Consider the following 21,814-nt stretch of genomic DNA (forward strand, 5'->3'; position numbering starts at 1 on the left):
AAGGTGGCATTCTATAGATGAATCAGCATATTTACTTAGTAGAAGATGATCCGAATATTCGTAATATTGTACAGGCATATTTGAAAAAGGAAGGATACCAGGTAACACTAACTGAAAGAGCGGAAGAAGCTTGGGACAATGCACAGAGCCAGCAGCCGGATATGTGGATTTTAGATATCATGTTACCAGGTATGGATGGTTATGAATTATGCAAAAAAATCAGGCAGGTAAGTGAAGTGCCGATAATCATTATTTCAGCGAAAGATGAGGAAGTGGACAAGATACTGGGCCTGGAACTTGGAAGTGATGATTATTTAACTAAACCCTTCAGTCCGAGGGAACTGGTTGCACGGGTAAAGCGACTCTTTAAAAGGGCGGAGGCACAGCCGGTCATGAGTAAAACGAAACAGGATGTGCTGGAGATCGACCAGTTAAAAATGGATCAGGCGGCGAGGCAGGTCTTTTGGAAAGATGAAGAGATTGATGTTACTACAAAAGAATTTGATATGCTGGAGATTTTCGCAAAACAGCCGAACCGTGCATTTTCAAGGGAAGAATTACTTACTATTATTTGGGGGGATGATTATTTCGGAAGTGACCGTGCGGTTGATGATTTAGTTAAACGACTGCGGAAAAAGCTTGATGGGCTTCCAGTGGAAACGGTTTGGGGATACGGCTATCGGCTTCATATTGATGAGGAGAAATCATGAAATTACAGTATCAACTAACAATAGCTTTTACAACATTACTCGTCATTATTATGATGATCTCAGGAGTAACTATTTACTCACAGATGCTGCAAATGTTAATCAAAGATGAACAAAGGCAATTGGAAGATAAAGGAGAACTAATAGTAAATTTTATTTTATCCGAAAATCTGAATGATACGTATAATGCAAAAAGGTTACTGGAAATGCTAAAGGCATACAATTTGCAAGTTTTTGCGTATGACGAGAACACAGACCAGATAATATTTACTTCCATCGACATCCAAACATTGGAAAGCTGGGTGGAACGGTATGATATGAATGCCACTAACCAGCCGTTATGGCAAGCTGGTGATGAGAAGTATGTAGTTTCTATTCTTCCTATATATTCGGGATTTTCCACACAGCATCTCGTGCTTTTAACTCCGCTCGATGACTTGCAGGAGGTACGGGAGAGCCTTATAGGCAGGTTAATGCTAATTTTCTTTATCGGCATTGCTGTTGCAGTGCTGCTAAGTCATTATTTAACAACAAAACTTGTTACACCACTTACTAAATTAAGACATCAGTTAAAGAAAATTGAGCGAAGGAAATTTGATGAAATGGAAGAAATTAAAGCAACTGGTGAAATAAAAGAGGTGGAGCAAAGTGTTGTGGAAATGGCGAATGAATTAAATAGTTTTATACAATCACAGCGCCAGTTTTTTCAAAATGCAAGCCACGAATTAAAAACACCATTAATGACCATTCAGGGGTATGCAGAAGGAATTCGGGATGGTATTTTCGAAGGCGAAGATGCAGACAGAGGATTAAATGTAATGGTGGAAGAAATTAAGCGATTGAAGAAAATCATTAATGAAATTATTTTACTGGCTAAACTGGACAGTGAAGCGAATATATATGAAGAAGAAAAAATTGAACTAAAAGAATTCCTTGATCAGGTAATGGCGAGAGCAATTCCAATTGCTAATGAAAAAGGAGTAGAAATTGAATTAAACAGACTGGAAAATCATACGCTAACATTTGATTATGAAAAAATGCTTCAAGCCGTAATGAATATTGTGGCAAATGCTATTAGACACTCACGAACTAAGGTGGAGATTTCTGTTTATGAGAAGAATAAACAGGTATATATAGAAATAAAGGATGATGGGGAAGGTATTGAGGAAGAACTCCTAACGAAATTATTTCACAGGTTTGTTAAGGGTAACAGTGGAGAAACAGGGTTAGGTTTAGCAATAGCGCGTGCCATTGTAGAGCGGTCTGGCGGAACCATTACAGCTAACAATCATGATGATGGCGGGGCAGTTTTTTGTTTGAAATTTGTTAAAAAATGAGAAAAAACTGTAGTATTAATGAACATTTGTGATATAATCAATAAGTTGTTAAACAGTACGTCTTTAAAATTAAGGAGAGAAAATACACATGACGCAATTGAGAGAAGACATCCGCAATATTGCGATTATTGCCCACGTTGACCACGGTAAAACGACACTAGTTGACCAGTTACTTCATCAATCAGGGACATTCCGTGAAAATGAACAAGTTGATGAACGAGCTATGGATTCAAATGATATTGAGAAAGAACGCGGTATTACAATTTTAGCGAAGAATACAGCGATTAACTATAAAGATAAGCATATTAATATTCTCGACACACCAGGGCACGCTGACTTTGGTGGAGAAGTTGAACGTATCATGAAAATGGTAGATGGGGTACTTTTAGTAGTTGATGCATATGAAGGATGTATGCCTCAGACACGGTTTGTATTGAAAAAAGCATTAGAACAAAAACTGCATCCTGTTGTTGTTTTGAATAAAATTGATCGGCCGAATGCACGACCAGGAGAAGTTATTGATGAAGTGCTCGATTTATTTATCGAATTAGGTGCAGATGATGACCAGTTAGAATTCCCGGTTGTTTATGCTTCTGCGTTAAATGGTACATCAAGCTATGAACCGGAAACCCAAGAGGAAACAATGGAACCGATCTTCGAAACGATTATCGAACATATTCCTGCACCTGTTGATAATCAAGAAGAGCCGTTGCAATTTCAAGTCACATTACTTGATTACAATGACTATTTAGGACGTATTGGTGTTGGACGTGTTTTCAGAGGAACAATTAAAGTAGGTCAGCAAGTCTCTTTAATGAAAACCGACGGGTCTGTTAAAAATTTCCGTGTTTCTAAATTATTCGGTTTTATTGGATTGAAACGTGTGGAAATTCAAGAGGCAAAAGCAGGTGACATTATTGCTGTTGCCGGTATGGAGGACATTAACGTTGGTGAAACAGTCTGTCCGACAGAACACCAGGAAGCTTTACCGATTTTACGTATTGATGAACCGACACTTCAAATGACATTTGTTGTAAACAACAGTCCATTTGCCGGAAGAGAAGGAAAGCATATTACATCACGTAAAATTGAAGAGCGTTTGCTATCTCAATTAGAGACAGATGTAAGTTTACGTGTTGATCCAACTTCTTCACCAGATGCATGGATTGTTTCTGGTCGTGGAGAGCTTCACCTTTCTATTTTAGTTGAAAACATGCGCCGTGAAGGATATGAGATTCAATTATCCAAACCGGAAGTAATCATAAAAGAAATTGATGGTGTGAAATGTGAACCTGTTGAACGCGTTCAGATTGATGTGCCTGAAGATTACACAGGTCCTGTTATGGAATCACTTGGTGCTCGTAAAGGTGAAATGATTGATATGGTGAATCACGGAAATGGCCAGGTAAGAATGGAGTTCAAGGTTCCTTCCCGGGGATTAATTGGATATGCGACAGAATTTATGACACAAACAAGAGGGTATGGCATCATTAACCATACATTTGAAGAATATGCACCATTTGCAAAAGGACAAGTTGGCGGTAGACGAGAAGGTGTTCTTGTTTCACTGGAGAATGGGAAAGCTTCCACATATGGAATTATGAACTTAGAAGATCGCGGGATCATTTTCGTCGATCCAGGTACTGAAGTATATGCCGGAATGATTGTTGGCGAGCATAACCGTGAAAATGATTTAACGGTTAATATTACGAAAGAAAAACACCTAACAAACGTAAGGTCAGCAAACAAGGACCAGACATCTACTATTCGTAAAACGCGCAAAATGTCACTGGAAGAAGCGATCCAATATTTAAATGAAGATGAATATTGTGAGGTAACGCCGGAATCCATCCGTTTGCGTAAGAAAATCCTTAACAAAAATGAACGTGAAAAAGCAGCTAAGAAGAAACCAAATTAATATTTACATTTTAAAAACCAGCGGATACTCACACATACCGCTGGTTTTTTCTATCATATTCAAGGGTATTTCTTTAGTATCAGAATGAAAGAAAATAGTCGAAATGAGGAATGTAAATGCGATTTTGGCGACGTTTAAAATTCATCTTTAAATTTCATAAATCAATTCCTTTCTTCAAAGAATTTTTCTTTTCAAAAGATGTAACAATATCGAAAAAATTAGCATCCGTTTTATTGATTGCGGCATATGCTATCTTCCCGTTTGATGCTATTCCGGATTTCCTGCTGTTTTTTGGTATTCTTGATGATATTATGTTAGCAACAATTATTTTGCAACAGATCGTAAAAATGGCTCCACCGTCCATTAAAGATAAATATGATATCAATATAAAATAATGGAAAAGGAGATTTAAGTTATGTTCATTTTAACACTCGGCTTTTCTCTTGCGGTTATTATATTAGTGTTAACGGGTGCTTATAAAGTGTTTGTTCAAAAGAAAAATGTCACACCATTCTATACACCTTTTGAAGAAATAACAGGACAAACAGAGATTGAATTTCATGAAGAACAGGAAGTAATCGCAGAAGATGAGGATCAAGGGGTTAAGAAATAAAGCATTAAGGGGAAAATTATTTTGAAAATCCGAAGACTAGAGCATAATGAAGAGATCCCGTTTGAACTGCTTCTACTGGCAGACCCATCAAAAGATAATGTAATGAATTATGTCCAGCAGGGAGATTGTTATATTACAGAAGCCGATGATCAAATAATTGGTATCTATGTTTTATCAGCAGCTAAACAGGGATCAGTGGAACTGATGAATATTGCAGTTAAAGAAGAAATGCAAGGAAGAGGAATTGGAAAACGATTAGTATTCGATGCTATTAAGAGGGCGAGAAATCAAGGATACAGAAAAATAGAAGTGGGAACAGGAAATTCCAGTATCATGCAACTATATTTCTATCAGAAGGTTGGTTTTCGTATCACAGGCATTGAAAAAGACTTTTTCCTGAGAAATTATGAAGAAGACATCTTTGAAAATGGGATTCAATGTACTGACATGATACGGTTATCGAAAGAATTGAAATAGATGTGTGTGTTTGAAAATTTAAGCATTAATAAAGTGTTTGTCGAATTGATAAAAAATAGTAAGGGTGAATAATGATGATACGAATCGGCTGTCTTCATGCCCATCATTCCAATATTGAGTACATAGAGGGCGAGTTAACTCCATACAACGTCAAAATGGTTCATTTTGTCGATCCAGGATTAATGTATCATATGGATTCCGGTCCGAATGTTCATATAGCAGAAAAAGTGGAACAGCAACTGAATTGGATAGAATCCTGTCAGGTAGATGCAATATTAATTACCTGTACAAATTATATAGCATTATTAGATGAGACAGACTACGAAACAGCAACCCCAATTATTAAAATAGATGAACCATTTTTTGAGCAGATTTGTAAAAATTCTGAACCACAAACATTACTTTTTAGTAATCCTGCAACGGTTAGCGGCACAATGAACAGACTTTTCCAATATGCGGATAAATGGAGCAGAACAGTTAAGGTTGAGGCACGGTTAATCGAAAATAGTTTTCAATTCATTATGAATGGAGAAAAGGATGCTTATAATCATGCGATTGTGAGCTATCTGGAGAAATACAGTGACAGTGAGCATATTTCTGTTGCCCAATTATCCATGGTAAATGGTGCCCGAAAATCCGGAAAAGATGTTTTTCACCCGCTGGATGCATTGATAAAACATGTTGTTCAGCATTTTGAGTTAGACAAACAAGCATAGAAAGTCTTCCTTCCCATGCTTGCATATCTGAATTTATATTTTAAAAAAGGGGTAATCTCTTTACGAATTCTAACAAGAAAAGTTTCAAATAATTTAGATTTCACGCCGCATCGTTTTCAGGACATCAATTTGTGTAGCGCGTCCTGCCGGTTTCAATCCGGAGAGAATGGTAACAATTAAACATATTACTGTTGATATAACAACAAGTGACAATGGTATCGAAGAATACTGAAATCTTTCCGGAAGCTCTTCACCAAGTGCACCACTAATAATTCTAATATACTGATGAATCAAATAGCAAAACTACTTCATCTTTTTTTGAAAGTTAATAATACACTTATGGTAAAATATAATAGATTTATAAATTTTATAGAAAAACAGAAAGGGTATGACGACTGTGCGTATCCGGCTTTTAATTAGTTGCTTGATTGTTTTACTGATCACAGGCTGTTCAAATGAAGTGCCTAATGAAGCTGATCATCAGCTAAAGCAAATTAATGGGGATGAGAAAAATGAAACGGGCAATTTAATCGAATCACTTACACAGGAAATACATTCTATTCACATTGCTGCAGTAGGGGACCTGTTGATTCATGACAGAGTGTATAATGAAGCAAAAACAGATAAAGGATACAATTTTTTGCCAATGTTGGAAGAAGTTCAGCAATATTTAGAGGAACCGGCGATCACTATAGCCAATCAGGAAACAATAACAGGGGGATCAGCTATAGGTTTGTCAAGTTACCCTAAGTTTAACAGCCCGTTGGAATTAGCGGATAATTTAAAAGACGCAGGGATAGATGTTTTAACACTGGCAAATAACCATACATTAGATCGTGGGGAAGTTGCGATTCAAAATGCGATAAGTTATTATGAAAAGATCGGAATGGAATATACAGGGAGTTATAAGAGTAAGGAAGATAAAGAACGAATACGGGTAATTGAAACGGATGAGCAGATATCTGTTGCATTTTTAAGTTACACTTATGGAACGAATGGAATGGAGATTCCAGAAGGAAAGGACTACTTGGTTAACATCATTGATCGTCAGCAAATTAAAAAAGATGTCACTAAAGCTAGGACACTTGCAGATATTGTTATTACAAGTTATCACTTTGGAGATGAGTATGAACGATATCCGAATAATGCCCAGAAAGACTTAGCTCAATTTTCTGCAGATATAGGCGTAGATGTCGTCATTGGCCACCATCCCCATGTATTGCAACCAATTGAATGGATAGAGGGGAATAATGGTGACCGTACATTAGTTGCATATTCATTAGGCAATTTCCTATCTGGGCAGGATCAACTTTATCGTCGTATTGGCGGCATTTTTCAATTTGAAATAGAAAAAACGGTGAAAGGTAATGAGGAATTTGTTCAAGTGCTTCATCCTTCATTTCTTCCAACGTTTGTTAACTATGACTTACTGGATGGCAGGATGAAGAATTTCTCTGTGATTCCGCTTAGTGAAAGATCAGACAGCAAATTGGCCGGAGAAGACGAACTTTTCAATGAAATAGAAGATCACTTGACTATATGGTTACCAGAATTAGAAGTTATAAAAAAGTAGAGGAGAAATTCATTATATGGAATGGAAAAACATTTACCGGGGAATGATTATGGGAGCTAGTGATGTAGTACCAGGGGTGAGTGGGGGAACAATTGCTGTTGTATTGGGCATATATGACCGTTTAATCGAAGCAATTAACGGATTGTTCAGTAAAGACTTTAAAAAGCACTTACTATTTTTGATCCCTTTAGGAGTAGGGATTTTAACAGCAGTGTTTCTACTAGCGGGATTGATTGAATGGCTGTTTGAACACCATCCAGGACCAACCCAATTTGCTTTTCTCGGCTTAATCATTGGTGTTTTGCCTTTTTTATTTAATCAATCTGAGGCGAAGAAGAATTTCAAGGTAAATCATTATGTATTTATACTGATTGGTATGGCGATCGTTGGTTCGATGGTATTCTTCCAGAGTGGTGAACCAGAACCAGTTACGGATTTCACTTCAATGACTTATTTATGGATTTTAGGTTCAGGCTTCATTGCGAGTGCTGCAATGATTTTACCGGGAATCAGCGGATCGTTTTTGCTTTATGTAATTGGATCCTATACCACGATTATCAGTGCAATTAAGGATCTGAATATTACTGTGATCTTGACAGCAGGTGTAGGAATATTACTGGGAATATTATTAATGAGCAAGCTGATCCATTACTTGTTAAAGCATTTTCCATTAGTAACTTATGCTTTTGTAATTGGTATGGTAATTGGATCTGTTTTCGTGATTTTCCCTGGTTGGCCAGCAAACGTAACAGAAACAGTTGTCAGTATTATAACATTCGCTGGTGGATTGCTTTTTGCCTATTTTCTTGGCAGAATTGAATACCGTTAAAACAGAAAATTTGCTAATTGTACAAAACAGTGATAGATTTTTATCAAAAGTCTCACTTTATCAAAACGGTAAAAAGGGGTATGAATAGATGGAAGCAATTAAAACGGAAGAACAATTTAATGAAATTATCCAATCAGATAAACCGGTTATTATTAAATTCTTTGCAGATTGGTGCCCTGATTGTAAACGGATGGACATGTTCATTGGTGACATTTTAGAACAATACAATGAATACAACTGGTATGAAGTAAATAGTGATGAAATCGAAGGTCTAGCACAAAAGTTTGAGGTGATGGGTATCCCAAGCTTGTTAATCTTCCAAAATGGAGAAAAGATTGCCCATCGCCACAGTGCCTATACAAAAACACCAGACGACGTATTAGAATTTCTTCAACAACAATTAGGTTAATGAAAAAGGCTGTCTCATCTGAGGCAGCCTTTTCTGATTAATAAGACTCTCCATCTATTGCAGATATTAGTGCTGTTATTAAGGGAACCTTTTGGACATGTAAAACGTATAAAGAAAAGGAGGGGAAGTTTTGGATACATTACAATTTCAAGATGTTTGTGTAAACATTGGAGAGAACACGATTCTGAAGGATGTCAGCTTCTCGCTGGGAAAAGGGTATATTGTTGCATTAATCGGACATAATGGCGCAGGGAAATCGACGATAATGAAGACAATAATGGGCTGGCAGGAAAAGAGGGATGGCTCCATATCGATTAATAGCATCAATCAGGATGAATCTTTCCTTGCATATAAAAAGCAGATTGCATACATACCGGAAGAACCTTTTTTATTATCGGAATTAACTGCAATGCAGCACTTTCAATTATATGGGCAAAGTTATGGATTGGATGAACAGGAATTAATGGAGAAGGTCGAACATCTGACAAAATTGTTTGAGATTAACGATAAGTTAAACGAATATCCTGAATCATTGTCCAAAGGGATGAGACAGAAGGTACAAACAATTTGTGCATTGTTGCCGGAAGTTGCTTTACTGTTAATTGATGAACCATTTATGGGTTTGGATATCCATGCAGCAAATGATTTAGAAAGGTTAATAAAGAATAAGGCAAATAGCGGGACAAGCATATTACTTACCTCCCATCAGCTGGAAAGAGTGGAGGATCTTGCTGACAAGTATTTAATGCTCCATAAAGGGGAACTTATCGAACATGGTGATATGAAAAGCTTTGAAAAGTTAACGAGGAGGACAACCGAATGAGAAGAACCTGGGAGCTTGTTCGGTTTATCCGTAAAAACAGAAGGAAAAAGAAGAAAAAACTATATAAGCTAGCATTTGGTGTCGCCATTGATCGAACCATTTCCATTTATCTCAGTTTTTTTATCTTTATTGGATTATTTATCATTTATGACGAGCTTAAACAATTACAACCGTGGTTTTTGGAAATGGAAACTACCCTTGGACAATATATACATATTTTTATTGCCGGACTTTTCCTTCGGGCGATCATTCTTTCTTTTTATCATCCCGGAATATTGTTTACAAGTGCAGAATTCAAAATGATAACATTGCCATATTTGAAAAAACATGTATGGCTGATCACTTTTATCGAAACAATTATTAAAAATACCGTCATATTTATATTAATCTTGTTTTCTTTAATATTATTTACACCCATTACGGAAATATTTCTTTTGAAATGGATCGGCTTAGCAATGGTTGTTACGATACTATTAATTTTGCCACAATGGTATTTATTTCAGTTAAACCCATGGAGGAGGGTTTTTGCCTACATTATTGCAATGTTATTTGTCCTTGCAATTCGCTTCTTGTTCTGGTCAGTTTCCTGGTATTTTATTATCGGTACGATTGTATTGCTCATCCTTATTAATTGTTTGTTATGGCAAAAACATTTATCGGTGGTTGACTGGATGCGCGTCATACAGGAAAGTGATACAAAAGTCTGGAATATGTTTTTTGTTAATCAGATGAGTAAAATGGGTATTAAACAAGAGAATAAACCTTTATTGCAACAATTATTCCGTTCAGAAAAAAGGAAAAGGCCTTTTCCCTACCAGCATGATACGATAATATACAGGAAATTGTGGAAAGTAAGTCTTGCTGAAGAAAAGGAACATTTCATTCAGGCAATAACAGTTATAATTCTTTGCCTGGTAGTATTGAGTTTTCAAAATATTTGGCTTCATGGATTTTCCATGATTATATCGGTATTTGGCTTCAATAAGATTACCGCAAGTTACTTTAATGCTGGTTTCAAACAAAAGATAGTACATAGCCTGCCGTGGGATATGGATGTAATGAAACGCGCATTTCTATATAGAATGTACCCAATTTTAGGCTTGGTAAGTACAGTTGCTGCTGGTTTATTAATTTTTCACGGAGGTTTCTCTGTAACCGTAATGGTTCAACTTGTGCAGTATTTAATTACAATATATGTATTATTACATTTAGAACTAGAGATATCTATTAATAAATTGGATCAAAGGCAGTACCATACTCCCTGCCATAACTGGTTAATTGGAATGGTAAGCTATGTAATGATTTTGTTGAGTTTTTTTATACCTTTAGCGTCAATTTATGCATTGTTTTTACTCATTTATTATTTCCATATATGGAAAAAGAAAAAAATGTAAAAACTTTGATTGACGTGATAATTTAGATTCCCTATAATACGTGCATAGAGATAAAGTGGAGAGGATGAAAGGGATGAACGATCGAGCGTTATACTCAAAGAAAAAACAAGACCCTTCGCTTAAATTGTTTGTTGTTTTATCAAAAGCTTATCGAGCGGTTGCTGATCAAGTGGCAGATGATATTAGAAGTTACGGGCTAAATACAACAGATTTTGGTGTATTAGAATTGTTATACCATCAAGGAGAACAGCCATTACAGAAAATTGGCAATAAAATTTTATTAGCAAGTGGCAGCATTACATATGTTGTTGATAAACTGGAGAAAAAAGGCTATGTAAAAAGAACACCATATGATAAAGATCGACGGATAACTTTCGCTTCGATAACTGAAGAGGGTGAAAAGCTCTTAAATGAAATATTCCCTGAACACTGGAAGCAAATTGAAGCAATTACTGCTGGCTTATCTGAAGAGGAAAAGAAGTCGGCGATAGAATTATTGAAAAAGTTAGGGTTGCATGCCAATGAATTGTCACGAAAAAATAATGTTTAAAAAATAATGGATATGGGTATATCTTAGTAGGTATAACGCCGCTAGGAGGGACACCGATGAATCAGCGAGAAGTACAGGTATATATAAGCAGTAATTGTAAAGAATGTGATGATCTACTTCATTTTTTAGATAAAAAAAATGTTAAATATATATCAAAAAACACGTCTAGAAACAAATCATATTTAAAAGAAATACAGGAAGAGAATGTATATGTGACACCTGTCGTTAAGGCATATGGCAACTGGATTTTAGGTTTTCAGGAAGATCAGTTATCTGATGTTTTAGGATTATAAACCAGCACAACCTTCTCTTTTTATGCATAGCCTATAGTAGTATACCATGTGCATAGAAATGGAGGGGTTATGTATGCAAGACTGGAGACCGCATTCAAGGCAACCTTATCAATATCCGAACATGCAACAGCCATATCCACAGCAAAGTGTTCCGATGACGCCATTTCAGTATTATCAAAAGCCTAATTTGCCGTTACCTCATTATCAGCAGAATCAAACAATGACACCACCTTTTGGTAAACAGGCGAATTCATTCATCAGCTATTTTCAGACAAAAGACGGTGAAATGGATTTTGATAAAGTTTTTCAGACAGTTAATCAATTAGCATCGACATATCAGCAAGTATCACCACTGTTTAAAAATGTGAGCAATATTGTAAAGTCATTCAAAGCATAAAATGTCAGTTGTTCATCCTTGTCTTTACGGACAGGGATATTTCTATGGAGTAAGCAATATACGATAAGGGTACACTTTTAGAAAAAGGAGGCGATACAATGCCCGGATGCCTTGTAATACATGGATTCACTGGTGGTCCATATGAAGTATTGCCATTAGCGGAGCATTTAGAAGATGCTACAGACTGGGAGATAGTTACACCAAAACTACCAGGGCATGGCCTGGGATCTGGCCGTGAATTAGATTTATCAACTGTAACGCACAAGGACTGGATAAATAAATGTGAAGAAGAATTCCAGCAATTGCAGAAAAGGCATGACCGGATTTATATTATTGGGTTCTCAATGGGTGGAATGATTTCTGCCTATTTAGCAGCAAAATATGGCTGTGAGAAACTGGTTCTCCTCTCTACATCCCGGAGATACATAAGCATACCGCGGATGACCCTTGATTTGCTTAGTTTCGGCCAGAAAGCTGTAAGAAGAAAATTGAAAACAGATCCACTCTTCCAGCATTATATGGGGAAATACGGATCAGTTCCAGTAAGAGCAACAATGGAATTTTTGAAATGTATGAAATTTACTAAGCCATACTTAAAGGAAATAAATTGTCCAGTTTTTATCGCCCAAGGAATCCAGGATGGAATGGTCCCATTTAAAGCTGTCCATTATTTAGATAAAGAAATCCCTGTCGATGCGCAAATTATCTATTTTCATGATTCAAAACATTTAATATGTTTAGGAGAAGACAAAGATATAGTAATTAATGCAGTGTATCAATTTTTGACAGGTTCTGCTAATAAAAAAGCCTTAGCTGGAAATGGCTAAGGCGTAATGGTTACCTTCATTTTTCTTTTTCTCCTTGTACTGGCGATAAAAAGCAGCAATCCGGAGATTACAATCATTCCCCCGAGCCATTGCGACCATGAGACATGTTCACCAAGTATAAAATATGCGAGAATTGCCGCGCCGACAGGTTCAAAAACAATCCCCATTGAAATGATGGAAGTGCTAACCCATTTTAATGCCCAGTTGAGCAGATTAAGCCCAAAAATAGTAGGGATTATTGCGATGAAAATAAAGATGATCCATTCATCCCCGTTATAGCCAATAAATGAATTTCCAACAATGATATTGTAGATAATTAAAGTGATACTGCCGCTTAAGTACGCGACACACGTATATGTGGTCATCGATAATTTCTTTCTTGCACCTTGTCCCAGCAGGAAGTAGACTGTAATGAACAGAGCTCCTAGCAGTGCAAGGAAATCTCCGTAAAGTGCTTTACTGGAAAGTTGGAAGTCTCCCCAGGCAATAATCATGCTTCCAAATATCGTAATAAGCATGCTGATGACAGTCCCTGAAGAGAATCTCTCTTTGAAAAATAAATATGTGCCGATAAATGCAAATATTGGCTGTAATGTGACGATAACAACTGAACTGGCGACAGATGTATAATTTAATGATTCAAACCAAACAATAAAATGAATGGCTAAGCAGACGCCTGCAATGGCAGTGGTAATCCAGTCTTGACGCTTAAGGTTTTGGAGCTCCGCTCTTTTTATAAAAACAAATGGAAGCATAAGAATTGCTGCAAAAAGTAAACGGTAATTAGCAATAATTGCAGCAGGGACATTAGAAGCTAGTTTCACAAGTATTGCAGCAGATGATACTGCGATAACGCCGATAACAATAGCTAAATACGGATAAAGTCGATTACTTTTCACTTTTTCACCTACCAAAACTAAACTGATTTATTGTTAGTATACAGTATTTATAAGAATTTAAAAAAAATTAGCATGTAAACTTTATTAATATTTGAAAATGAGGAAAATTTTATATAGAATTAAACAGAAGAGTGTGTTATGATATAATAATCCATTGATTGGTCATTTATAAGCCTCTTCCGGATGAATGTGGAGGAAGGCTTTTTTCATTGCAACATCCCATAAATAATAATTGTGTTATTCACACAATTACTTTCACAAATTCGCCACACAGTGAAAACTTCTGTTAGATAACATGGCTTGTCGGCAAGTATTAGCAGTAAGCCTTAGTTCCGTTATACTATCTTCCAATTAATATATACTTTTTGATAGTGTAGAGATTACTGATAAATCAGGATGATTAGGATAATTTATATCTTCCTTTAAAAACCTTTATATTTTCCGATAGGATCAATGAAAAATTGGGTAAACTAACTATAAAATGAAAAAATGATAATAGATGAGATTTTCAGAAAAAAAGGAGTAGAACATAATAGTGACAAATTTTAATGAATTAGGTATTTCAGCATCAATTATGAAAGCATTAGAGAAAATGGGATTTGAAGAGGCGACACCTATTCAGGCTCAAACAATCCCGTTAGGTATTCAGGGCAAGGACGTTATCGGACAAGCACAAACAGGGACTGGGAAAACTGCTGCATTCGGTATTCCAATGCTTGAACAGATTGATAATAATGACCGTAAAATCCAAGGTTTAGTTGTTGCACCAACTCGGGAGCTTGCTATTCAAGTATCAGAAGAGTTGCACAAATTAGGGAAAATTAAGGGTGTAAAAACTTTACCTGTTTATGGCGGACAGCATATGGAACGTCAAATCAGGGCATTAAAAGACCGCCCGCATATTGTTGTAGCAACACCTGGACGTTTACTTGATCATTTGCGTCGTCGTACAATTCGTGTAGATGATGTGAAAATTGCTGTCCTTGATGAAGCTGATGAAATGTTAAACATGGGATTTATTGATGATATCCGTGACATTTTAAAGGCAATTCCGGATGAACGACAAACATTATTATTCTCTGCAACCATGCCTAAGGAAATACGTAATATTGCAGCTACATTAATGAAAGACCCGGAAGAAGTAAAAGTAAAATCTAAAGAAATGACTGTATCAAATATTGATCAGTATTTTATTGAAGTGCATGAAAAACAGAAATTCGATACATTAACCAACTTATTAGATGTTCATGTACCTGAACTTGCAATTATTTTCGGACGTACGAAGAAGCGTGTTGATGAGTTAACCGAAGGTTTGCAGGCGCGCGGCTTCAGAGCTGAAGGTATTCATGGGGATTTAACGCAAGGAAAGCGTACATCTGTATTGAATAAATTTAAATTCGGCCGAATCGAAATTTTAGTTGCAACAGATGTAGCTGCCCGTGGATTAGATATTTCTGGGGTAACACATGTGTACAATTTCGATATTCCGCAGGATCCGGAAAGTTATGTACACCGGATTGGACGTACAGGCCGTGCTGGTAAAATGGGAGAAGCTATTTCATTCATTACACCAAGAGAGACACCACATTTACACTTAATTGAAAAAACAACCAAAAGTAAAATGAAGAGAATGACTCCACCTAGCTTTGATGAAGCTAAACGTGGACAACAGCAATTGACTGTACAAAAATTAGTTAGAACAATTGAGAAGAAAGAATTGGCTGATTATCGTGAGACAGCTAATGAATTACTGGAAGAATATGATTCTGTAACGATCGTATCTGCAGCGTTAAAGATGTTAACGAAAGAACGACGTCAGACTCCGGTTACGTTAAGTTCTGTACAGCCTGTTAGTGTTAAACAGGCAATGAAGAACAAGAGCGGCGGAAAGAAAAACTTCCGAAATGATAACAAACGCGGTGGATTTAACGGACGCAAAGGGAAACAAGGCGGACGCAACCGTAAATTCCAAAACAAACGATCAAACAATAATAAACAAGGACGTTAAAAAAAACCGGGATCCCCGGTTTTTTTTATATTATAATTATTCCGATAATAGATATTATTGGAATTGCATAAATAGTTGCAAGGCCAATGAAAATAGTTGTCCTAATCAGGTTTTTCTCTGTGCTGGATATTTTCTCCCTTGGTACCTCCTGGTTAACTGACCAAATCTGGGCTATAGCGAAAATCATGACACCAATAATTATAATGAAGGCAATTAATTTAGAAGCAAATGTAACAGTGCTGTCTTCCATCGTCGCAAAACCTAAAACGATAAGGAGAATAGGTATTGCTTCTACGAGTGCCACGAAGATAAAATACTTCGATTGGTCCTTCTGAACACTTTGTAAATCAAAGTTATTTTGCTCAATTCTTTGTATGATTTTTCTCATCAGATGTTTGAAATTAACTAATATTCCTATTCCTGCAATGATTCCTGCAATAGTAAAAGCTAATACTGGTAACATAATAAACCCCCTGAATGATTAAATGAGTGAGGAAAGAATCCCTAATAAAACTAAAACTACAAAAATGATGGTGATTACTGGTTTAATGTATTTACTGTAACGGTATCTTTTCTTATTCCAGCGATTTGGATCAAACCCAATCTCTCCTTCCGGCCTTGGCTTTCTTTTGTTCCGGTAAGGTGAAAAAGGCTTCACATTACGTAAAACAATCGGACCAAGAGCAATACCGGCAATAAATCCAAATAAATGACCGGTAATATTGATGCCGGGATTAATAAACGTCATAACAAGACCAATAATTATAATAATAGTAATCAGTCTTGCGCTGCCTGGATCGATTAATTTTTTCTCAAAGAGTACCATAAATAAATAGAGGCCAAACAACCCGTAGATCGCTCCTGAAGCACCAACATAAGGATTGGGCATGTCTGGTATTGCAACTAATGTCAAGACATTGGCAGCAACCCCTGCGAATAAATAGGAGAACAGGAACTTCCCTTTTCCTAACATTTGTTCAAGTGCGGGAGCGAACAGGACGGTCGAAAATGCGTTAAATAAAATATGTCCTGTACCGGCATGCAGGAAGATGGATGTGAGAAGACGCCAATACTCTCCTTGTAATATTAAATAGTTAAATCCAATTCCGATCTGATAAATGTAATTTCCCAATGATCCGAATAAAATACTAATAAGCCAGATGGCTATTTGAAGACCAACAATTACAGATGTAACCGGGTAAAACCTGAGAAAATCTTTGAAACTCTCTGTTCGAGTAAACATAGAACACTTCCCTCATTGATTATAGATATCTATATATTATCACATTTACCTCAATCATCGGAACTGCTGATCTTAATTTAGCGTATTCCTTCTAATAAAAAAAATGATGCGCTATACTGAAGGAAATAGGGTAAATGAGGGAATAGCTATGATAAAAGGTACTGGAATAGATATTATTGAACTGGATCGTGTGAGTAAATTAATAAGCAGACAACCCAAAATTATTGATAGAGTTTTAACAGTTAGAGAAAAAGAATTGTATGACCATTTCAATACAGAAAAAAGAAAGATAGAGTTTTTTGCCGGAAGATTTGCCGGGAAGGAAGCTTTCTCTAAAGCTGTTGGAACTGGAATCGGTAAATTGAGCTTTCAGGATATCGAAATTTTACCGGATAAAAATGGTGCACCAGTTATTCAATCACATGTGGTGGAAGGGGATAGACTGTTTGTATCCATCTCACACAGTGAAGCATATGCAGTAGCTCAGGTAATAATTGAAGTAGATTCGGCATAATGAGAGAGGTTGTCTCATAATATTTTAGTGCGGGTAGGAGGGAACAAGATGTACATCGTAACCGCGGAGGAAATGTATGAAATTGATCGATATGCGATAGAACATGGGGGGATAGATGGTAAAATCCTTATGGAAAATGCAGGACGAGCCATTGCGGAGCGGATCATAAAGCAGGAAGCAAGCTATCAGTCTGCAGCTGTACTGGCAGGCGGAGGCAATAATGGCGGTGATGGGTTTGTTATTGCGCGATATCTTCAGCAATCAGGTTTTGAGGTGAAAGTATTCCAACTGGTTCCAGATCAGAAATTGACGAGTGAGGCGCTGTATCATAAAAAATTGTTCATCAATCACCATGGTGGTGTGGAAACAGATATTAATGTAGAAATGTTGCGGAAAGATCTTCCATATTACCAGCTTGTCATTGATGCCATTCTCGGTATTGGTGTGAAAGGAGCAATACGTCCTAACATTAAACCTTTCATCTCTCTGCTCAACGAATGTAATCAAAAGATTATTTCTGTGGATATTCCCAGTGGATTGCCGGCGAATGAAAGTGTGCAGATAGATACTGCAGTCAAGGCGGATCACACATATATTGTGGAAGCGCCAAAACAAAGCCTCTTTACCGAATGGGGATTTCCGTATTATGGTGAATGGGAAATTGTTTCTATCGGTGTGCCGAAACAAGCCTATCATCGTAAATCCTTTGCTAGAAGGTGGGAAAGAGATGATGTGATAGCTACATTACGTAAGCGTGACACATTTTCCCATAAAGGGTCACATGGGAAAGGTGTGGTAATTGGCGGGCAACAAATGATGCCTGGTTCCGTGACATTGACAGCAAGTGCTGCCTTAAGGGCTGGAGCAGGGCTGTTGACAGTTGCCACTGTTAAAGATAATATCTCCATTATTGCTCATAAATGTACGGAAGCAATGTACCATGTGCTGGAGGAACAGGATGGAACCATAAAGGAAAATGACGTTACTCCATTCCGTACATTTGATGGGGCTGCGATCGGCATGGGGATGGGACGAGACCCGGTTACAGCGAAATTCACACAGCGATTAATTCACGATCTGGATATCCCGGTGATTGTTGATGCAGATGGATTACATCATCTCAAACCAATACTGAATAAAGTTGGGAAAAGGAATTATCCACTTATTATTACACCACATTACGGGGAAATGGCAATGCTGACAGAATACACGATCGACCGGATTAAACTTTCACCAATGGCGATTGCTAAAGAGTTCGCACGTAAGTATCAGCTGTATGTTGTTTTAAAAGGGAAATTCACCATCATCACTTCGCCGGATGGAAAACAGACGGTTAGTGATACTGGGAATGCCGGATTGGCTAAAGGTGGAACCGGAGATGTGCTGTCAGGTGTCATATTGGCCATGGTCATGCAGCATTCCTCCCATCTGGAAGCCTTATGTAATGCCTGCTATATTCATGGAGCTTCTGCTGATATGAGGGTTAAGACCGGAAGAAATACAGAAATTGATATGCTTGCTTCTGATGTTATTGATGGTCTATCACATGTTTTTCATACATTGTTCTGACGTGTAATTGTTCCCTTTGTCCTCTTACTTGAGACAAAGGAGAGTTGTCGCGATGAAAAAATATATCAGCCTGGTTATTGGACTGTGTTTTGTTATTTTATTAGCAGCTTGTGGAGAAAAGTCAAAAGAAGATGTTGTGAATAAACTAGAAGATATGGCGGAAAAAATGAATGCCTATCAAGCTCAAGCAGTTATGACTTTATCAACAGGGAAAGAAAAACAGGTATATCGCATTGAAGTAGCACATAAGAAGAAGGATTTCTACAGAGTTTTACTGAAGAATGAACAAAATGAAGGCAACAGTCAGATTATCTTACGGAATGAAGAGGGTGTGTTTGTCTTAACGCCTGCACTCAACAAAAGCTTTAAATTTCAAAGTGAATGGCCAGCTAACAACAGTCAGCCATATTTGTTCCAGTCTTTGATAAAAGATGTAGCAGATGATGATGAGGCAGCTTTTACACAGACGGAAAATCATTATGTATTTGAGACAAAAACAAGCTATGAAAGTAATAGCAATCTGCCTTATCAGAAAATATATTTTGACAAAAAAACTTATGCACCTGTTTTAGTAGAAGTAATGGATCATGATAAAAAGACCTTAGTTGAAGTAGAATATGCAGGGTTTGAAATCGACCCGCAACTGCCTGAAGATACGTTTAATATGGAGAAGAATATGACAAGCAGTGTATTGGGAGTGCCGGTTATGGCCCAGGAAGAACTTCCTCAGGAGTTAACTATCTACTATCCAGCTAATCAGCTTGGTGCTGAGTTAGTAGAAGAAAATCAAATGGATACAGAAAACGGTAAGCGGGTATTACTGTCCTATGAAGGAGAGAAGAATTTTACCATCATCCAGGAGTTAGTAACAACATATCCTGCAAGTACTCAATCGCCTGAGATGGTTAATGGTGAACCGGTTGATTTAGGGTTTACTGTCGGGGCTCTTTCACAATCGTCACTTGAATGGCAGTATAACGGGGTGAATTATTACCTGGCAAGTGAACAGCTGACAAAACAAGAATTAATTGAAGTAGCTACATCAATACATGCACAAGCAGAAAAATAATGCGAAAGCAGACTTTTAGAAGGTCTGCTTTTTTTTGTTATAATTCTTTTCTTTACAATGATTATTTTTGATGATGTATAATAAACTAATAGCAATGTAATGAGAGGACTAATTATTTTATGGAGAAGTTTTATCGGGATTCGTGGGTAGAAATTCAATTAGAAAATATTATATATAATATACAACAATTAAAGAAGCGATTGAATAAAGAAACAGAGATATATGCTGTCGTAAAAGCAAATGCGTACGGGCATGGAGATATTGAAGTTGCCCGTTCTGCATTAGCTGCGGGAGCGAAAAGACTTGCGGTAGCGACTCTGGATGAAGCGGTGAGGCTTAGGGAATGTGGTGTAGAAGCGCCCATTCTGGTTATGGGCTGGGTGCGCCCGGAGCATGTATATGCAGCTGCTGATTATGGGATAACAGTTACTTGTTATCAGAAAGAATGGGTGGAAGAGGTTCTTTCACTTTCCTTACCGAAGCCTGTTACTATCCATCTGAAATGGGATACGGGAATGGGAAGAATCGGAATTAGGAAAAAAGAGGAATTACTGGATATTCTCCCATTGCTTAAAAATAAAAATTTCCATCTGGAAGGAATTTTCACTCACTTTGCGACAGCTGACGAAATATCAACCGAGCATTTTGATAACCAGCGTGCTTACTTTGAAGAATTGCTCCACCTCTTCCGAGCTAACTGGGATGGAGAGGTAGTACTCCATACTGGGAATAGTGCGGCAAGCATGCGTTTTCCGGAGAAAATGTTTGACTATGTCCGTTTTGGTATAAGTATGTACGGGTTATACCCTTCAGGTGTAGTTAAAAAGGAGAAGCCAATTAACTTAAAACCTGCCCTGTCTCTTCACAGCAGGCTGATTCATGTGAAGAAAGTGGATAAGGGTACTCCTGTAAGCTATGGTGCCACTTATATAACCGAGCGAGAGGAATGGATAGGAACAGTACCTTTGGGATATGCTGATGGTATAAGAAGGGCATTGCAAGGTGCTGAAGTTTTAGTTAATGGGAAAAGGTGTGAAATTGTCGGACGTATTTGTATGGATCAGTTTATGATCCGCCTGCAGGAACAGGCGGGTGTCGGGGATAAGGTGACATTAATTGGTACTCAACATGAAGAGACAATTGAAATGGATGAGCTTGCTGAGAAATTAAGCACAATAAATTATGAGATTGCCTGTATGATTAGTTCACGAGTGCCGCGAATATATATTGATAAAGTGTGACATAATGAGTCTAGTGTAAAAAAGTTAATAAATTTGTTGAAAATCCCTTTGCAATGCCTTTATTGAATGGTATGATATTAGTGGATTAATATTTTAGGCTTGTCAATGTTGGTGGAGGTGTATGGTTTTGTCCGAAGACTTACAAGAAGTAGCTGTAAGATTACCTAAAAACCTGCTGAATGAGGTGGATGGCTTGATGAAGAGTGAAGATAGTAATTTAAGTGATTTTATTTGTCAAGCAACAAAAACTTACCTGCGTGAAAAGAAAAAGCGCCATATTCAGGAGTCTATGCAAAGAGGCTATATGGAAATGGCAAAAATCAATCTCAATATCGCTTCAGAAGCCTTTCAAGCTGAAGAGGAGGCAGAAATTACCCTTGAGCGCTTAGTGAGCGGCGGGGTGTAGGT

General features: G+C 37.2%; 26 protein-coding genes. 22 read left to right on the forward strand and 4 right to left on the reverse strand.

Annotated elements, in window-relative coordinates:
- Positions 1 to 17 precede the first annotated feature (17 nt).
- The 7 genes from BMW36_RS05485 to BMW36_RS05515 all read left to right on the forward strand — a co-directional run bounded on the left by BMW36_RS05485 (position 18) and on the right by BMW36_RS05515 (position 5,768).
- A complete protein-coding gene (locus BMW36_RS05485; RefSeq protein WP_089739843.1) occupies positions 18 to 710 on the forward strand; it encodes a response regulator transcription factor in 693 nt (230 codons plus the stop codon).
- Positions 707 to 2,044 carry a sensor histidine kinase gene (locus BMW36_RS05490; protein WP_089739845.1) on the forward strand — a complete coding sequence of 446 codons (1,338 nt, stop codon included), beginning with the start codon at positions 707 to 709 and terminating at the stop codon, positions 2,042 to 2,044. Before BMW36_RS05485 ends, BMW36_RS05490 begins: the two co-directional genes overlap by 4 nt.
- An 88-nt stretch (positions 2,045 to 2,132) precedes the next feature.
- On the forward strand, positions 2,133 to 3,962 hold the full coding sequence (gene typA / locus BMW36_RS05495) for a translational GTPase TypA (RefSeq protein WP_089739847.1): 1,830 nt from the start codon (positions 2,133 to 2,135) through the stop codon (positions 3,960 to 3,962).
- Between the two features lie 116 nt (positions 3,963 to 4,078).
- Positions 4,079 to 4,357, forward strand: a complete 279-nt coding sequence (locus BMW36_RS05500) for a YkvA family protein (RefSeq protein WP_089739849.1) — start codon at positions 4,079 to 4,081, stop codon at positions 4,355 to 4,357.
- Between the two features lie 20 nt (positions 4,358 to 4,377).
- Positions 4,378 to 4,575, forward strand: coding sequence for a DUF3951 domain-containing protein (locus BMW36_RS05505; protein ID WP_089739851.1), 198 nt, complete (start codon positions 4,378 to 4,380; stop codon positions 4,573 to 4,575).
- Between the two features lie 21 nt (positions 4,576 to 4,596).
- On the forward strand, positions 4,597 to 5,052 hold the full coding sequence (locus BMW36_RS05510; protein ID WP_089739853.1) for a GNAT family N-acetyltransferase: 456 nt from the start codon (positions 4,597 to 4,599) through the stop codon (positions 5,050 to 5,052).
- 71 nt (positions 5,053 to 5,123) lie between these two features.
- Complete coding sequence (locus BMW36_RS05515; protein ID WP_089739855.1) at positions 5,124 to 5,768, forward strand: hypothetical protein; 645 nt, start codon at positions 5,124 to 5,126, stop codon at positions 5,766 to 5,768.
- A gap of 93 nt (positions 5,769 to 5,861) precedes the next feature.
- Here BMW36_RS05515 and BMW36_RS05520 read toward each other — a convergent pair whose 3' ends face one another.
- Positions 5,862 to 6,062, reverse strand: coding sequence for an ABC transporter permease family protein (locus BMW36_RS05520; protein WP_089739857.1), 201 nt, complete (start codon positions 6,060 to 6,062; stop codon positions 5,862 to 5,864).
- 103 nt (positions 6,063 to 6,165) lie between these two features.
- Here BMW36_RS05520 and BMW36_RS05525 point away from each other — a divergent pair, with 103 nt between their 5' ends.
- From BMW36_RS05525 to BMW36_RS05565, 9 genes are all read left to right on the forward strand, one after another.
- A complete protein-coding gene (locus tag BMW36_RS05525) occupies positions 6,166 to 7,341 on the forward strand; it encodes a CapA family protein (RefSeq protein ID WP_245711594.1) in 1,176 nt (391 codons plus the stop codon).
- Positions 7,342 to 7,357: 16 nt separating this feature from the next.
- The gene (locus BMW36_RS05530) at positions 7,358 to 8,170 is read left to right on the forward strand and encodes a DUF368 domain-containing protein (protein ID WP_089739861.1); all 813 of its coding nucleotides are present in this window, start codon (positions 7,358 to 7,360) and stop codon (positions 8,168 to 8,170) included.
- Between the two features lie 88 nt (positions 8,171 to 8,258).
- Positions 8,259 to 8,579 (forward strand): thioredoxin family protein, encoded by a 321-nt coding sequence (locus BMW36_RS05535; RefSeq protein ID WP_089739863.1) that lies wholly within the window; start codon positions 8,259 to 8,261, stop codon positions 8,577 to 8,579.
- Between the two features lie 130 nt (positions 8,580 to 8,709).
- A complete protein-coding gene (locus tag BMW36_RS05540; protein ID WP_089739865.1) occupies positions 8,710 to 9,402 on the forward strand; it encodes an ABC transporter ATP-binding protein in 693 nt (230 codons plus the stop codon).
- The gene (locus BMW36_RS05545) at positions 9,399 to 10,796 is read left to right on the forward strand and encodes a hypothetical protein (protein ID WP_089739866.1); all 1,398 of its coding nucleotides are present in this window, start codon (positions 9,399 to 9,401) and stop codon (positions 10,794 to 10,796) included. The genes BMW36_RS05540 and BMW36_RS05545 overlap by 4 nt, the downstream gene beginning before the upstream one ends.
- A 73-nt stretch (positions 10,797 to 10,869) precedes the next feature.
- The gene (locus BMW36_RS05550; protein WP_089739867.1) at positions 10,870 to 11,346 is read left to right on the forward strand and encodes a MarR family winged helix-turn-helix transcriptional regulator; all 477 of its coding nucleotides are present in this window, start codon (positions 10,870 to 10,872) and stop codon (positions 11,344 to 11,346) included.
- Between the two features lie 56 nt (positions 11,347 to 11,402).
- The gene (locus BMW36_RS05555) at positions 11,403 to 11,639 is read left to right on the forward strand and encodes a glutaredoxin family protein (RefSeq protein ID WP_089739868.1); all 237 of its coding nucleotides are present in this window, start codon (positions 11,403 to 11,405) and stop codon (positions 11,637 to 11,639) included.
- 73 nt (positions 11,640 to 11,712) lie between these two features.
- Positions 11,713 to 12,036, forward strand: a complete 324-nt coding sequence (locus BMW36_RS05560; RefSeq protein WP_175480360.1) for a YppG family protein — start codon at positions 11,713 to 11,715, stop codon at positions 12,034 to 12,036.
- Positions 12,037 to 12,134: 98 nt separating this feature from the next.
- Complete coding sequence (locus tag BMW36_RS05565; RefSeq protein ID WP_089739870.1) at positions 12,135 to 12,863, forward strand: alpha/beta hydrolase; 729 nt, start codon at positions 12,135 to 12,137, stop codon at positions 12,861 to 12,863.
- Here the strand turns inward: BMW36_RS05565 and BMW36_RS05570 are convergent.
- Positions 12,860 to 13,762: a DMT family transporter gene (locus BMW36_RS05570; protein ID WP_089739871.1), complete on the reverse strand. Its 903-nt coding sequence runs from the start codon at positions 13,760 to 13,762 to the stop codon at positions 12,860 to 12,862. The genes BMW36_RS05565 and BMW36_RS05570 overlap by 4 nt on opposite strands.
- Positions 13,763 to 14,297: 535 nt before the next feature.
- Here BMW36_RS05570 and cshA point away from each other — a divergent pair.
- Positions 14,298 to 15,770 (forward strand): degradosome RNA helicase CshA, encoded by a 1,473-nt coding sequence (cshA, locus tag BMW36_RS05575; RefSeq protein ID WP_089739872.1) that lies wholly within the window; start codon positions 14,298 to 14,300, stop codon positions 15,768 to 15,770.
- Between the two features lie 25 nt (positions 15,771 to 15,795).
- Here cshA and BMW36_RS05580 read toward each other — a convergent pair whose 3' ends face one another.
- Positions 15,796 to 16,233 (reverse strand): hypothetical protein, encoded by a 438-nt coding sequence (locus BMW36_RS05580; protein WP_089739873.1) that lies wholly within the window; start codon positions 16,231 to 16,233, stop codon positions 15,796 to 15,798.
- 18 nt (positions 16,234 to 16,251) lie between these two features.
- Entirely contained in the window at positions 16,252 to 17,013 is a 762-nt protein-coding gene (locus BMW36_RS05585) for a rhomboid family intramembrane serine protease (protein ID WP_089739874.1), read from the reverse strand.
- Positions 17,014 to 17,161: 148 nt separating this feature from the next.
- Here BMW36_RS05585 and acpS point away from each other — a divergent pair, with 148 nt between their 5' ends.
- From acpS to BMW36_RS05610, 5 genes are all read left to right on the forward strand, one after another.
- Positions 17,162 to 17,527 (forward strand): holo-ACP synthase, encoded by a 366-nt coding sequence (gene acpS, locus BMW36_RS05590; RefSeq protein ID WP_089739875.1) that lies wholly within the window; start codon positions 17,162 to 17,164, stop codon positions 17,525 to 17,527.
- 48 nt (positions 17,528 to 17,575) lie between these two features.
- Positions 17,576 to 19,096, forward strand: a complete 1,521-nt coding sequence (locus BMW36_RS05595; protein ID WP_089739876.1) for an NAD(P)H-hydrate dehydratase — start codon at positions 17,576 to 17,578, stop codon at positions 19,094 to 19,096.
- 52 nt (positions 19,097 to 19,148) lie between these two features.
- The gene (locus BMW36_RS05600; RefSeq protein WP_089739877.1) at positions 19,149 to 20,165 is read left to right on the forward strand and encodes a LolA family protein; all 1,017 of its coding nucleotides are present in this window, start codon (positions 19,149 to 19,151) and stop codon (positions 20,163 to 20,165) included.
- Between the two features lie 119 nt (positions 20,166 to 20,284).
- Positions 20,285 to 21,406, forward strand: coding sequence for an alanine racemase (alr, locus tag BMW36_RS05605; RefSeq protein WP_089739878.1), 1,122 nt, complete (start codon positions 20,285 to 20,287; stop codon positions 21,404 to 21,406).
- Between the two features lie 121 nt (positions 21,407 to 21,527).
- Positions 21,528 to 21,812 (forward strand): CopG family ribbon-helix-helix protein, encoded by a 285-nt coding sequence (locus tag BMW36_RS05610; RefSeq protein ID WP_089739879.1) that lies wholly within the window; start codon positions 21,528 to 21,530, stop codon positions 21,810 to 21,812.
- Positions 21,813 to 21,814 lie beyond the last annotated feature (2 nt).

Source organism: Gracilibacillus ureilyticus, from assembly GCF_900111195.1.
Taxonomy (GTDB): domain Bacteria; phylum Bacillota; class Bacilli; order Bacillales; family Amphibacillaceae; genus Gracilibacillus; species Gracilibacillus ureilyticus.